At 52.0% G+C, this 15,263-nt stretch carries 11 protein-coding genes; 9 read left to right on the plus strand and 2 right to left on the minus strand.

Features of this window, described 5'->3' with window-relative positions; all coding sequences use genetic code 11:
• Positions 1 to 209: 209 nt before the first annotated feature.
• From B036_RS0100605 to B036_RS0100615, 3 genes are all read left to right on the plus strand, one after another.
• The gene (locus B036_RS0100605; RefSeq protein ID WP_026231546.1) at positions 210 to 2,012 is read left to right on the plus strand and encodes a tetratricopeptide repeat protein; all 1,803 of its coding nucleotides are present in this window, start codon (positions 210 to 212) and stop codon (positions 2,010 to 2,012) included.
• A 292-nt stretch (positions 2,013 to 2,304) separates the two neighbouring features.
• Positions 2,305 to 2,955, plus strand: a complete 651-nt coding sequence (locus tag B036_RS0100610) for a hypothetical protein (protein ID WP_020566744.1) — start codon at positions 2,305 to 2,307, stop codon at positions 2,953 to 2,955.
• A gap of 80 nt (positions 2,956 to 3,035) precedes the next feature.
• On the plus strand, positions 3,036 to 6,410 hold the full coding sequence (locus B036_RS0100615) for a hypothetical protein (RefSeq protein ID WP_157471978.1): 3,375 nt from the start codon (positions 3,036 to 3,038) through the stop codon (positions 6,408 to 6,410).
• 82 nt (positions 6,411 to 6,492) lie between these two features.
• Here the strand turns inward: B036_RS0100615 and B036_RS31465 are convergent, their stop codons facing one another.
• A complete protein-coding gene (locus B036_RS31465) occupies positions 6,493 to 7,356 on the minus strand; it encodes a helix-turn-helix domain-containing protein (protein WP_020566746.1) in 864 nt (287 codons plus the stop codon).
• Between the two features lie 175 nt (positions 7,357 to 7,531).
• Here B036_RS31465 and B036_RS0100625 point away from each other — a divergent pair, with 175 nt between their 5' ends.
• The 6 genes from B036_RS0100625 to B036_RS0100650 all read left to right on the plus strand — a co-directional run bounded on the left by B036_RS0100625 (position 7,532) and on the right by B036_RS0100650 (position 14,273).
• Positions 7,532 to 8,695 (plus strand): MFS transporter, encoded by a 1,164-nt coding sequence (locus B036_RS0100625; RefSeq protein ID WP_020566747.1) that lies wholly within the window; start codon positions 7,532 to 7,534, stop codon positions 8,693 to 8,695.
• Between the two features lie 328 nt (positions 8,696 to 9,023).
• A complete protein-coding gene (locus B036_RS0100630) occupies positions 9,024 to 11,408 on the plus strand; it encodes a TonB-dependent receptor (RefSeq protein ID WP_020566748.1) in 2,385 nt (794 codons plus the stop codon).
• A 95-nt stretch (positions 11,409 to 11,503) separates the two neighbouring features.
• A complete protein-coding gene (locus tag B036_RS0100635) occupies positions 11,504 to 12,412 on the plus strand; it encodes a DUF4249 family protein (protein WP_020566749.1) in 909 nt (302 codons plus the stop codon).
• A gap of 111 nt (positions 12,413 to 12,523) precedes the next feature.
• Complete coding sequence (locus B036_RS0100640; protein ID WP_245557428.1) at positions 12,524 to 13,120, plus strand: RNA polymerase sigma factor; 597 nt, start codon at positions 12,524 to 12,526, stop codon at positions 13,118 to 13,120.
• Entirely contained in the window at positions 13,117 to 13,407 is a 291-nt protein-coding gene (locus B036_RS0100645) for a hypothetical protein (RefSeq protein ID WP_026231548.1), read from the plus strand. The genes B036_RS0100640 and B036_RS0100645 overlap by 4 nt, the downstream gene beginning before the upstream one ends.
• Before the next feature lie 8 nt (positions 13,408 to 13,415).
• A complete protein-coding gene (locus B036_RS0100650; RefSeq protein ID WP_020566752.1) occupies positions 13,416 to 14,273 on the plus strand; it encodes a mechanosensitive ion channel family protein in 858 nt (285 codons plus the stop codon).
• Between the two features lie 84 nt (positions 14,274 to 14,357).
• Here B036_RS0100650 and B036_RS0100655 read toward each other — a convergent pair whose 3' ends face one another.
• Entirely contained in the window at positions 14,358 to 15,113 is a 756-nt protein-coding gene (locus tag B036_RS0100655) for a DUF6503 family protein (RefSeq protein WP_020566753.1), read from the minus strand.
• Between the last annotated feature and the right edge of the window lie 150 nt (positions 15,114 to 15,263).

The raw sequence follows: 15,263 nt of genomic DNA on the forward strand, positions 1-15,263 counted from the left end.
AAAGGTAAGTTGTTGTTCGGGCATATCATCGGGCCAGGTCTAAGCTTCTGGGCACGGCGGTTCGAATTATAGTGATTGTCCCTGATTTTATCTAAGCGACGGGATCTCAAACAATTTTTCTTATCGCAATTATCCTGGATCTTACCTCCGGCCCACACCTAAACCGCTGTAAAAAACGTTAGCTTTACATCCCCCCAGAATTATACCATATGCGTTGGCTTTTACTATCTCTTTTCCTCTCATTTACTACTTTGCTCACCGCTCAGAACAACCAGCTGGCGCAGCAATACTATCTCGACGGTGAATATGAGAAATCAGCGGAACTCTATCTGGACCTGGCCAAAGAGAAGCCAGGCAACAGTTTCTATTTTGACCGTTACGTAACCAGCCTGCTGAAATTGCAACGGTTTGACGAAGCAGAAGATGCGCTTAAAAAGCAGCTTCGTAAGCGCCCTGAAGAGGTGGCGTTATACGTTAAATATGGTCAGCTGCTGGAGGAAAAATTTGATGAAGCCGGGGCCAAAAAGCAATACCTCAAGGCCGTCGAAGAACTGCCATCCGACCAGTACCGCATTACTCAGCTGGCCAATGCCTTTATCGGAATGACGAAGTACGAGTATGCCATAGCGGTGTATGAGAAGGGCGGTAAACTGCTTAAGAAAGAAGGATTGTTTAGTTATAATCTCGGTGACCTCTACCGTCGCAAAGGTGACGTGGAGCCGATGATCAGCAACTACCTCGATGCGCTGAAAGCCCAACCAAAGCGGGAACGGCAGATCAAGTCCTACTTCCAGCGCTACCTCGATGAGGAGAGCTTGCTTGAAGCTCAGAAGCAGCTTTATGCCCGCATCCAGGAGGGAGACGACAAAGATCCGACTTACCCGGAAATGCTGGCCTGGGTTTTCATTCAACGAAAAGATTATAAAGCAGCCTTGCGCCAGGCCCGCGCCCTGGACCGGCGACTGGACGAGAGCGGCGAACGCGTTCTACAAATTGGTCGGATGGCAGCCAACGCCAAAGATTACGAAACGGCCATTAGTGCCTTCGATTATATTACGGACAATAAAAGTCCTGCCGATGTTTTCTATCTCGAGGCTAAGCGGGAAGGCTTGCTGACCCGTCGCCGGGCCATCACCGACGGTTATAACTATACGCGCGAAGACCTCATCATCCTGGAAACGGCTTACGAAGAGTTTCTAACTGAATTCGGCACCAACCCGGCATCTGCTCGCATTGCCATTCAGTTGGCAGAACTGGAAGCGCTTTACCTCAACAATCTCGATAAAGCCGTAAGCATTCTTGACAATGTAGTAAAAACTCCAGGCGTACCGGATGACATTCAGGCGCGGGCCAAAATTGCCCTCGCTGATTACTACCTGATGCAGGGGGAGATTTGGGAATCCACCCTTTTGTACTCTCAGGTCGACAAAAAATTCAAGGAAGATATTCTCGGCCACGAAGCCCGCTTTCGCAACGCCCGGCTTAGCTACTTCCGGGGAGATTTTGACTGGGCGCAGTCTCAGTTTGACGTACTCAAAGCTTCCACTTCCCGCCTCATTGCGAATGACGCACTTGACCTTTCGGTATTTATCATTGACAACCTCGGGCTTGATACCAGCGCCCTTGCGCTACAGACTTATGCCGATGCGGAGCTGTTGGTATTCCAGAATCGCTACGACGAAGCCTTTGCTAAACTGGACAAGCTTAAAGTAGAATTTCCGGGCCATGAGCTGGAAGATGACATTGTGTACCTGAAGGCGCGTAGCTTCGTCAAACTTCGTCGTTACGACGAAGCCCTGGTCGCCTACCAGTCTATCCTCGACAACTTCCCGGAGAGTATTCGCCTGGATAACAGCTTGTGGGCATTGGCCGGTCTTTATGAGAACCAACTTGGCGACAAAGCCAAGGCCCAGGAACTCTATGAGACGCTGTTTATCGACTACAGCGGCAGCATACTGGCGGTAGAGGCTCGGAAAAAATACCGGGAGCTACGGGGGGATGCGGTACAGTAAGAGCGTCAAGCAGTCAGGGCGTCAGACAATCCAGTGGGGATGCTCGCTGCGCTCTTGCGGGTATATCTTTTAAGCCGGGAAAAGTATTATTTTGAGCTCCGGGCGTACAAGCGCAGCTAGCTTCGGACACGGCCCTATTTGACTCCCCGACTCTTTGACTACGTGACTTTTAAGCTAAGGAACGGTGGTGTTTCGGATGGTAACGTAAAGAACGATCCGGTAGCGTACACTTAACAATCGTTTAAATACGTTACCTTTCCGCCTATTATTTACCCATCACTTATAAGAACCCATGTCATCCTTCAGAGAACAGCTGCTAACCGACGTTAGCGGGCTTTGCCAACGGCTCTATGAGTCCCGCCTGGCAGTAGTCCGTACGCAACAGCTGGTTAGTGACGATTCTAAGCAAGATATACTATTGCTTATTCTCCAACTTAACCAGCTGCGGGAATTGGATCCATTTCCTAAAGAAACGGAAGTAGACCTGGCCCCATTGAAAAAATTAAAAGCGGACATTGCTGCGGAAGACAGTGACCAGCAAGCCATTCAGGACGCACTCATGGATTGGGCGAAAAACGTTCACACTACCAGCGCGACCTCAGTCGCCGCTGAAAGAAGTCCGGAGGCTCCGTCCCCCATCAACCAACGGATGATCGACGACCTGAGTGTTCTACGATCTACCATTGATAAAACCAGGCTACGGTTGTTGCGTAATCATGACACATACGACAAGGACGAATACGTTGCTGCCCGCAATTCCTTCACCCTGGCGCGCGCCGTGTACCAAGAGCGATTGCTACTGAACCAGATCACTGCCACCAATGCGGAGGCTGCGCGGATGGAACAAGTCATTACCCCGGCCATTGATCAGGCAACGGGGGCTACGTTCCCGCAAACGATTCAGGCGGGCGCTGATTTCATGAGTGATAAGATTTTTGTTTAGTTGTACGAAGAGAGCTTTTAGAGATTTATCTACCTACCAATCCCATCCACAGTATTATTGATTCCACTATGATAACCGGTATGAAAAAGCTTTCATTTTTCCTCACCCTGCTTCTTGTCCCGTTGGCCTGCACCTGCGTCCTCGCCCAAAATATTGGCCTGGACTTGAAACGCATCGTCCGCCTAACACCTGACGCACGCGAAATTGGCACCCCCGACAATAACCCGGCGCTCGACACCATCGTCCTGACACTCGCCTATTACGGTGGAATGCCCCATGCTGAAAGGATCGAAGCATTGCTGTCTGGCCCGGAATTGCTGGCGCATTATTCCGCTAACGGACCGATTCGGACTTACCTGCTCAACGAAAAGCTGGATCGCCTCCTGGAAGAATATATACCGGCTGAAGGGCTCGAAGTTCCTTCGCGCCTGGACGTTGCCGACCGGGGTGCCTTCCTGCGAAAACTGCCCGGAGCCGAGCTTTTCAGCCGGAATGGGATGATCGACCTAGGTAAAATCCACAAGGTATTCTCTGCCCCTCCGGCCGACAACCTGAGCCTGAAGGCAGCCGCCAAAAGCGCCAATGACCAACCTACCGGGCTTTCCACCTCCAACCTGGTGGGGTCTGCCCTGGCTGGCCTAAGCGACTGGATCAGCCGACGGGCCCAGGAAGAACTGACATACACTTTCCTGACTAAATTGCGGGAGGATATTCAACGTAACGACCTTAACTATCTGTTCCCACAGACCAACGAATTTCTGCCAACGCTCGACCTGCTGAACTACAAGTCCATCCTGCCCAGCATTCGCAGAGCTTTTGTGGAAGACCTCAACGCCATTGCTTATAATTTCGGCAATTACCTCGATGCCCGCAACGAGGCAACGTTCCGCGATCCGGTGGTGTACAACGTCTTTCTCATTTACCGTATTCTGGACCTGGAGATGAGGGACGTTCCGCTGGCTGACATCCTGGCCTTCACCTACGGCGAACTGGAACGCACGCGTATTGATACACGCTGCGCCATTGATCTCCGAATGACTAAGGTCGATACGACCAACCCCGGCTACCAGGCCATTCTCCGTGCCTTTGATGGCCTGACCGTGGCCAATGCCAACCTAAACAATCGTTTCCTGGCAGCAAGGGACACCCTGAGCGAGCGGCTGTTCAACCCGCTGCTGACCGAAATCGAAGAGGACGACTTCGCCAGCGCAAACTTCGATGCTTTCTTTGGCCGGATCGACAGCATTTACACGCCGGTTGATAACGCCCGGCTTCCCCTGAAAAATAACTACTGGGAGACGAACAGCAACCCGCCCGCCACCGGCATTGTACAAGCCTGGCTCCGCGGAGAAGAGGCCTATGAATTCTACGAGGCCTACCCCAGCCTGGCCCGGTTTGATCAGCTTTTCGGGCCTGACGCGGATAGGCTGGGCCCCAACCAGCTCCGTGCTGCCGGCCTTACGGCTGTGCGCGAAGTACTTGCTCACCGAAAACAATTGAACGCCTACGAGGGCCAACTGAATCGCCTGCGCGCAGCGCAGGAGGGCCTCCAAAACATTAGGACTGAAATACGGAGTCATCGTGCAGAAGCGGCGCTAAAAGCCCAATCCCTGGCCGAGACGCAAGCTCAGCTGCTGGCCGATATTCATGCGGAAGCCAACGTCTCCGATGCTCCCGCCCTGCGCATGCTGGCCCGGCTGACCGAAGAAATACTTCCGGAAACTAAAGCTGGGAAACAGCGCCTGGCCTCCATTCGTCAGCGACTAACCGAGTGGGTAAAAGTGGAAGGCAATGCCAACTCCCCCCTGGCCGCAAAAATGCGGGAAGCACCTAAACAGGCCGACTACTTCATCCCCCTGCAGCCCGCCATTGAAAACGCCAGACTGGCCTATAACGACCTGGCTGCTGCCGTGGAAACTTACAGCGCCAACCAGGCCGACAGCCTTGTCCGGGCTTACCATAACCTCTCCACCTTCGAGACCGTTTTCGGAATGGCACAGCAGGTGTTTTTTCTGCTGTCCGTCGATGCGACCAGCAACGACAGACTTTTTGTCAACAACAACGAACTGGCTTTATTCCAGACCAACGCCAATGCCCGGCAGCTCTTTGCCGGTATCGGCATGGAACGGCTGAACCGGGTTCCGGACCTGGGTGAATTTTCCACCAACGGCGTTACGGGTTTCCTTTTAGACTTTGGCCGTTATCTTTCTGAATTCCAGGCGGCTTCAGGCGGTAAACCCATGAACGGGCTGTCTCCAAAGCAACGCAAGCGTATTGCAGCAGTCAGCTTCATTACTCAAACAATGGAAAGCCTGCTGGAGGCTCCGGTTTTCAACACGAACGGCCAGGCTGGGAAGCCTGCTTCTTTAATTGAGCGGTTCCCTGCCTTTTCGGAAGTTCCCGCAGTGAGCAAGGAATTGAATGAACTGTTCCGGCTCAGTCAAACGGGAGAATACCGATACGCCGTCGATAACCTACTGAACCTTCTCCGGTTATTCGACGTAGCGCCAACGGCCAGCAAAAAACAGCAGCGGCTGGAGGACCGGCGAGATAAGCTACAAAATCTCATTGAAGATTATGTTGTCAACCAGGACAAAGACCTGAAGGCCATTGGGCTGGCACCGCCAAATGCGGCGGCCTTACCTCTGGTCGGCGACGATAACCGAGACAAATTGCTGATCTCCCGGTACGAGGCGGAGTTGAATACGCTGGGGCTTGACGTTTACGCGAAGCAGGATGCCGCCAACAGCATCCGTGACCTGAAAGTCCGCCGAATCCAGGAAGAGTTACAATTGATACAAAAAAAATTACGGAAGCTGAACCCTCAACGGGTCGACCGTTTTCAGGAAAAGCTGTTTAAGTACGGCACCTTTATGGCCGACGTAGCGGCGGCGAACGATCCATCAGACTTCGAGGCGGCACTTACGGCGATTGCACTTCCGGTAGGTAGTTCGCAGATTAAGCGGAACCGGCCGTCGAGCCTCGAGCTCGGGGCTTACTTTGGTCTTGCGCTGAGTCGTGAGCGGTTAATCTTTCCTCCCAACATCAACACAGAAGGCATTAAGGAAGAAGATTTTGGCGCGGCCTTGTTTGTCCCCGTTGGGTTTAGCTACAGCCGGAATATCGGTGGGCGTAAATCCATCACCTTCTTTGGCTCTATTCTTGACCTCGGAGCCATAACCGCCTTCCGCCTTGGCAGCCAACCCGATGGGCCTGCGAGCCCCAGAGTGGAACGGTTGCCGGTATTCCGCCCAGCCAACGTCATTGCACCTGGCTTTCACCTGATGTATAACTTCCCCAAATCTCCCTTCACCTTAGGGCTGGGGGTACAGGATGGGCCGAGTGTACGCGAGTTCACAATTGCCAATTCCACTAAAGTACGGGAAGCCCGTAGCGTACGGGGGATGCTGACGTTGAGCATTGATGTACCGGTGTTTCGGTTTTTTAATAAGTAGGTTCGGGTTATCAGGTTATCGAGTTGTCAAGTTGTCGGGTTATCCGCTTATCTCGACAACCTGACAACTCGACGATCTGATTTCACGCATCAGTCTCCTCCCGGTACTCCGTCGGTGTTATGCCGATGTACCGTTTAAACACCCGGCTGAAATAAGGTGCATCCCGGAATCCACAGGCATACATCACTTCCTGGATACTCTCCGGGCTATTTCCCAGTAGTTCTCTGGCCCGATCAAGTCGAAAATTATTGAGGAATACGGTGAATGGTTGATTGGTGTGTGCTTTAAAAAAGCGGCAAAACGAATTAGTCGTCATACCGATAGCCGCGGCCATGGAGGCGGAGGTCAACACCTGATCGTATTGTTCGTTGATGATCCGGAAGATGTGGTCGAGGCGTTTAAGTTCGGCCGGTTTCAGTTGTGCCGGGAGGTCGCCAGGGTTGGAAAACAGGGTACGTACGGCAGGATCGGCAGCCATGATCCGGAGACTTTCAAGAAAGAGCAATAATTGCCCTGCGCGATTTTGGCCCGGCATGGCTTCAAAATGCATTGCGACCTGGGCTTTTATGGCCTGGGAGAAAATCAGGCCATAACGGGATCGGCCGGTCAGTTCCATCAGCGGTTTAAATTCGGGAAATGCTGCTAGACGGCTCGTCACGAACGTCTCGTCGAACTGCACCACTACCTCTAGTTGGTCCGGCAAATCCGTATTTCCAAAAGCGGTGTGCGGCAAATCCGGTCCGATGAAGAGTAGGATGCCGTCGTCGTACTGAAGTTGTTTTGTACAGATATTTAGGGTACCCCGCCCATTCTTTATGTAGACGACCTCATACTCCGGGTGTACATGCCATCCCATGCCCGGGCAGACATGGCCACTGGGATAAATACCAACTTTCATCGATCTGGTTGGAGCAAGGCCAATTTGTTCGATTTTCATTTTTTTCATTTGCCTCAAATTACCCAAAACACAGTCACACATCAAATCTACCGGATAAATCGGGCAACACATTGGATAAATTCGCCTACTTCCTCCCGATTTTTTGCCGTCCCTTTGCACAAGTGCTTGAAGTAGTCTCCAAAATTTCCACACAAGCGCTAAAGTAACTGACTAAATTGGCCCCATGCATTCACTCCTCCTCATTCTTCGCAACCGCCGCTACCTCGCCCCGGCGTGGGTTTTTGCCTCTCTCAACATCATTGTTGGCACCTGGGCCTTGTACATTCCCTCCGTCAAGGTAAAACTACAGCTGGACGATGCGACCCTGGGGCTGGCCCTGCTGGCATTTTCAATCGGCATGCTGGTCATTATTCCGCTGTCTTCCCGCATCATTAAGAGCATAGGTTTGGGTCGGGTGACGCTGCTCGGCATCATCACCTTTGGCTTTGCGATGGTAGCTCCCGTGCTTGCGCCGACGTTTCTGATCTTGTGCCTGGCACTTTTCGGAGCGGGGATGCTTACCTCATTAACGGACATTTCTATGAATGCGCTGATATCGGAACTTGAAAAAGAAGACGACGTCAACATTATGTCGGCGGCGCACGGTTTCTTCAGTATGGGTGGGGTAATTGGCGCGGGCATTGGCAGTCTGTTGATCCCCTTATTTAGTGCTCCCTGGCAGCATGCGTTGTTAATTGGTGGATTTGTTTTGGGTACCAACCTGCTACTTTCGGGCAGTTATTCGGCCACAAAGAGCCCGGAGACCGACCGGGGCGAAGGGGGTTTCAACCTTGGGCTGCTTCGGCCGCTGTTGGGGCTGGCCATCATCAGTTTCATGATCATGGGCAGCGAGGGCGCCATCGAGCATTGGAGCAAACTATACATGCTGGACATTGTAAAAATCGGATCTGATCAATTGGCAGGCTTTGGCTTTGTAGCGTTTTCGGCCACCATGATGCTGGGGCGTTTCCTGGGCGATGGCATTTCTTCCCGGATCGGCCCGCTGAAGATCATCATGGCCGGAACAGCCCTGGCGGCACTCGGTTTCCTGGCGGTACTGACGGCGGGGTATTGGTCAGCGCTGATCGGTTTTGCTTTGGTAGGACTGGGGTTTTCAGTCATCATTCCAGAGCTCTTTCGTCTGGCGGGAAAGACGAAGGGGGTTTCTTCTTCCGAAGGGATTGCGCTGGTGGCCGGCTTGGGGTACGTTGGCTTTCTGGCCAGTCCGGCCCTGCTGGGATTCCTCTCCGGTATTGGCTCGTTGCGGCTAAGTTTCACTGCATTACTGGCAGTAGCGGTTGTAGCATTTATGATTGCGGGGGTGATGAAGCGAAGGCGAAAGGGTTAAAGGGAGCAAAGGAGAAAGTGGCGCGGCCGCAGGTGCAGGGTAAGGTTTCAGTAGCAAATTAAAATCCCCTCCCAACCCTCCCCACGGGGGAGGGCCGGGGAGGAGATTTCATTTGGGCCATTAGGCGCCAATAACCTTGCTTTCAATACCCTTTACCCTTGCACCAGCGGCCCCGCCCACCTCCGAAAGAGGCAGCATCGTAAAAGTCGGCCTTTTGTAATTAACGCCGTCTTAACGTAGGCCGAGCAATCGAATCAGCCTCACATAACGTCTTGATAGGGTAAACCAAGCCCTCTACCCGTTGTTGGGCACCAAAGACCTCGACTAAATGCGTAAATTTTACTTGTTCACCCTACTATTGGTAACCCTGGCGACGAGCCTCGCCGCCCAGGAGCGTGTAACCGTCAAAGGCTACGTCAAAGACGCCAGTAACGGAGAAACCCTGATTGGTGCCACCGTATTCCTAAACGGCACAACCAAGGGCACAGCGACCAACGAATATGGCTTTTATTCCCTGACCGTCGACCCGGGCAACTACACCCTGGTGGCTTCCTACCTCGGCTATGAGGACCAGCGCAGGGACGTAGAACTCCTGGGAAGTTTCACCGTCGATTTTGAACTGGGAGTAGCCGGTACACTGCTCAATGAGATTGTGGTTACGGCCGAAGAAGAGGATCAGAACGTGCGGGAAGTTCAGATGTCGGTGGAAAACCTGGACATGTCCACCATCGAACGGCTGCCAGCCCTGCTTGGTGAAGTTGACGTGCTGAGGAGCATTCAACTCCTGCCCGGGGTAAGCTCGGTAGGGGAAGGTGCCGCAGGCTTCAATGTCCGGGGTGGATCTATTGATCAGAACCTGGTGATTCTTGACGAAGCGCCCGTATTCAACTCCAGCCACCTATTCGGTTTCTTTTCCGTTTTCAACCCTGATGCGGTGAAAGGTGTAAAGCTGTACAAGGGTGGCATTCCGGCCCGGTATGGTGGCCGCCTGTCCTCCATCCTTGATGTCCGTATGAAAGAAGGTAACAACAAGCAACTTGAAGTGCAGGGAGGTATCGGCACCATTTTTAGTCGCCTAAGTGTGGAAGCGCCAATTGTAAAAGACAAATCTTCCTTCCTGCTGGCGGGTCGCCGTTCTTACATTGATGTATTGGCCGCACCATTTCTGGGCGATAACCTCTCTGGCACCCGGCTCAATTTCTATGATCTTACGCTGAAGACCAACTACAAATTCAGTGATAAAGACCAGGTTTTTCTTAGTGGTTATCTGGGCCGCGACGTCTTCGCTCCCGGTGACCAGGCGGGCTTCAGCTGGGGTAACACCACCGGTACGCTGCGTTGGAACCACCTGTTTAACGACCGGCTGTTCAGCAACCTGACATTCTATTATTCCGACTACGATTACGCCATCAATTTTGGCGACGACCCAGAGGAGGATGCTTTTGATTGGGATGCAAGCATCGTCAATTTCAGTGCCAAGCCGGAGTTTAGCTACTTCATTACGCCCGATAACGTCGTCCGTTTCGGCGGGCAGGGCATCTACTATCGCTTTGAGCCGGCCAACGCCATTGCCGTCAGCGACGGAGAAGAGATAGACATCAGCATTAACAACCAGTGGGCGGTGGAAAGCAGTGTCTTCCTGGAGAATGAGCTAGGTTTATTAAAAGGAAAAGTCAAGCTCAACTATGGTCTGCGGGCCAGCTATTTTGCTTACCTGGGCGGTCGCCCCGTCTACGAATTTGGCGAAGCGCCTGCAGAGGGGCTTGGCCGGCCATTGACCGGCGTCACGCAAACGGAGAAAGGAGAAACCATTAAGAACTGGTTTAACCTGGAGCCCCGGGCTTCCATTCAATACCAACTCAACCCAACCAGTTCCCTCAAGGCCAGTTACCAGCGGACGGCGCAGTACATTCATCTACTGAGTAATACGACCGCTTCCATCCCGCTCGACATCTGGACCCCAAGCACCAACAACATTGAACCCCAACTGGCCGACCAGGTAGCCCTCGGTTACTTCCGGAACTTCAAGGAAAACACTTATGAGGCCAGCTTCGAGGTCTACTATAAGGACTTCAATCAGCTGATCGACTACGTAGATGGTGCAGATCTGGTGCTGAACGAGCTGGTGGAAGGCCAAACCATTGAGGGGGACGGCCGCGCTTATGGTGCGGAATTCCAGGTCAAGAAGGTCAAAGGACGTTTCAACGGCTGGATCAGCTATACGCTGTCGAAGACCGAACGGCTTACCCCCGGGGTAAACAACAACGAGTACTACCCCAGCCGGTTTGACCAATTACACAACTTCAACGTCACCGGTTTCTACGACCTGAGCGACCGAGCCACCCTGAGCGCCACCTTCGTTTATAATACGGGAACACCCGTTACGCTGGCCAGCAGCGGGTATTACCAATTGGGTTACTTTGTACCACACAACGAGGGTGGCGGGCGCAACAATTTCAGAATTCCGGACTACCATCGCCTCGATGTTTCGGTAACGCTTGACCCCAAGAAAGAGAACGCCAATAAGCGCTGGAAAGGGCAATGGGTATTTGGGGTGTACAACCTTTATGGTCGGCGCAACGCCTTCACGATCTCGGGCACCCAGAGTGAGGGTCGGCCGGTCATCGGAACGCCGATCATGACCGAATCCAACCAGCTGAGCGTAGTGGGTAGCATCATCCCGAGCATCAGTTACAACTTCAAATTTAAGTAAAGGTGGAAAGGAGAAGGGGAAACAAAGAAGCCGCGGCTTCTCCCCCTCCTCTCCCTTCTTTCCCTGTCCTCCCTTCCTCCTTAAGTAAAGTGACCATGAAATCACCATTCCGACTCCTCCTTTTAGCCCTTACCCCATTCTTCCTTTTCACCTGCGAAGACCCCGTCACCCTCGACTCCCGCTTCGAAGGTGCCGAACTCGTGGTGGAAGCCTGGGTGAACAACATCTCTGAACCGCAGACCATCACCCTTACGGAAACGCAGGATTACTACGACAATCGCCTCCCCACACCGGTTACCGACGCACAGGTCATCATTTGCCAGACGGAAAATCAGTTGCCTACCGCCAACTGCTTTGTGTTTGATCACCAGGAATCTGGCAAATACGTCTGGACGCCGGCAGTAGCCGGCCAGACCCTGGGGGAAGTAGGTACTGAATTTGGTCTCGGAATTCAGCGGGGTGACCAGCAGTACGCCGCCATTACTACTATGAACCGGACGGCGCAGCTGGACTCCATCAGCTTCCAGTTTGAGGAAGAAGCCCTGGGCCTGGAGGAAGGTTTATACGCACAGTTGTACGCCCGTGATCCAGCGGGCCAGGGAGATGCTTATCTCATCCGGAGTACGATCAACGACACCCTCCTGATTCGTCCATCGGAGCTGAACCTGGCCTTTGATGCAACTTTCAGCCCTGGCACCAATACTGATGGCATTGCCTTCATTTTCCCCATTCGCTTTGCCATCAATAAGCAGGACGATGATGGCTCCCCCATCCCACTGGTTGCCGGAGACAAGGTAGCCGTAGAGATTCTTTCCATCAGCCAGGAAGCCTACCTTTTTCTGCGCATCGTACAGGAACAGGTCAATAACGGACAGAGTGGCCTTTTTGACCTACCGGTGGCCAATTCACCGGGGAACGTATTCAATGTAGACACAGAGGAATCCATCCGTGGTTTTTTCAACGTCGCTGCTTCCGCACGCGCGGAGCGCGTTGTGGAGGAATAGTAAGTACGATAAAAGATTTGTTTCTATATTGCGTGACCTTATCTAAATCTTAACGTCTCCATAACGATTGCCTGATCAACCTTCAGGAACGCGTTGAAACCTATTCGCCCAATGATACGCGCCAGTCTTCATGGATGTCAGCCAGAAATGGATGATAATGAGATCGTTGTTGCGTACCGTGAAAAACGTCACAGCACCTGCTTTCGCTTGTTACACGATCGGTATGCGAGTAAGATTTACGGAAAGGCACTGACCATGCTGAAAAAAGAGTCCGATGCGAAGGATGCTACGCAAGAGATTTTCACCAAAATTTTTCTGAGCCTTGGTAAATTCCAGGGGCAGTCAAAGTTTTCAACCTGGGTCTACTCCGTCACGTACAATTACTGCATTGATATAATCCGTAAGGGAAAACGTAGCAGAGATTTATTTGCCGAAGAAGTCGAGAACCCTCCAGACACAGAAGTTACCGAGGTAAGTGATGAAGCACTTACTACAATGAAAGTAAACGAACTTCGGGAAGTACTTCGTAGTATTAGCGAGACAGACCGCCGACTCTTACTTTTGAAATACAAAGACGGCGTTAAGATTAAAGATATCGCCAGGATGTTCGACAAGAATGAATCTGCGGTAAAGATGCAATTGAAACGTGCCAAGGAAAAGGCCAAACGCAAACACGAAGAAATATTCGGTGCCAACCGGGAACGATGATGAACAGCTTTCTACTATTACAAAATGAGGATACCGGCGGATTCGTCGAAAAGTACCAGGATCAAGTCCGAAAGGAAGTTGAGAGCCGTGTGCGTACTGTCCACCTCATTAGTGATTTAGTTGAACTGTTCTTCCCGAAATTAGCAGATACCGCCACCGTTCTGCTTGGCGGTGAAATAACTGACCTCGAAGAACTGTATCTTACCATCGAAGAAGGATCTGATCAATCGCCTCCAGGACCGCCACCCCAACCGGGCGGCGTCAATGGCGATGACATTATACGCTAGACAAACCCATGGAAAGTATTCTGAACGCATTAAAGGAACAGGGCATTCTGATGCTCAACGTGATACCTGCTCTCATAAAAGGAGTGGTGATCCTGATCATTGGCTTCATTTTAGCCAAAGTTTTCTACCGGCTCATTCTCCGTTTCCTTGGTGCAATCGGTGTAGATAAGCTCGCGGACAAACTAATGAGCATCGAACTGTTTGAAAAATCAAGTTTTGAGCTGGTTCCGAGCAGCATCGTTGCCGGTAGTGTTTACTACTTCATTCTCATTGTTTTCGCCATGGCAGCGGTTGAGGCCATGGGTCTGAAAATTATTTCGGACCTTTTGAAGGATCTCATCGAATACATCCCGAATGGTGTAACGGCATTCATTATCCTCATTTTCGGCATATTCCTTGCCGACGCCATCAAAAAACTCGTTTATACAACCTGCCAGGCACTTGGCGTTTCCTCCGGCACCCTGATTGCCAACATCATCTTCTACTTCGTTTTACTCAACATGGTCCTCATCTCTTTGCGGCAAGCCAAGTTGCAAACCGAATTCATGGAAGACAACCTATCCATCATCCTGGCGGGCATCGCTGGTGCCTTCGCGATCGGCTACGGCCTCGCCAGCCGGCACACCATTAGTAGTTTACTGGCCTCTTTTTACCACCGGGATAAGTTCCACGTGGGGGACGAAGTAACCATTAACGGTAAGCGCGGCGAGGTCGTCACCATCAACAACAACATCATCATTCTTCGATCACTGAATGAGGACAGCGAATTCGTTGTCCCCTACAGCAAGGTTGCCTCCGAGGGTGTCGAGATTCATACCCGGAGAGATAAAGGGCCCGCTTTACCGCCGCACGAACAGGGAGCATAACCCATAATTAAAAGAAAAACCGCCCCGATGCAGTCATTGCACCGGGGCGGTTTTCGTTTTGATGGTAAGCACTTCAGACGCCGTCTACTCAATACGAATGCTTTCTTTAGAGTACCCATTATTGAACTTAAAATCCGCCCGGTACCGGGAACTCCACTTCGCCTGCGGATCGAGGTCACCCTCCCAGTTAGCAGCAGCGCGCGACTGGCCGACAACAGGAAATTTAACGCCACCGGCAAAGGTGTCGTAGGTATATTTCATCATGATCGGGTCCTGGCGGCCTACGGCAGTGACGTTGAACAGGAATTGGTCCACCAGGTGAGTGTAGGGGTTGACGTACAGCAGGTAGCGGTCTTTCGCTACGCCAACGCCGTCTTCGAAGGTGACATCGACCAGTTCATAGTCGATACCTTCGAAGCTGCGAGTCCCTGCATAGGTATATACCAGACCAGGGTCCTTCATTTTCTGCATCATGGCCAGCCAGAAGTAATTGGTTTTGCGGCTAAAAAAAGCAGACTCAAGCGCTTTCTTATCGGTGGTTTCTTTTCCATCTATCCAGACGCGCGCTTCGTCACCGTCGTAAAACTGAATCTGGGTTTCCCCCTCCTGAGTCTCGCTTTTTCCCCAGCTGATTTCCCCGTCGAAGATGTACCGTTCCTCGCTGACTCCCCGGTAATTTCCGTAAGTGAAAGAAACGTCTTTAAGTTCGTGCATGCCGTTCACCCCGCCAACTGCTTCCACCATCAGATCGATGAGGGCTTTGGCTTTGGCGTCGGTTTGGGCCTTTACTTGGGCGGGGCCGCAGGTGCAAAAAAGGGCGATTAAGAGCAGTGTTCTCATTGTTAGCTTTTGGTTTTATGCTTAAAGGTCGCTTTTCTGCTGGTTATTGGGCAGGATCCTGGCTATACTGTCTTAGGAAGACATATTCTACCTGAAGATCAGCACTGCCTCTATCCCAAGTCCTTGCACCTGCGGCCGCGCCTGAAAAGT

Origin of the sequence: Neolewinella persica DSM 23188, assembly GCF_000373105.1 — a bacterium.
GTDB lineage: Bacteria > Bacteroidota > Bacteroidia > Chitinophagales > Saprospiraceae > Neolewinella > Neolewinella persica.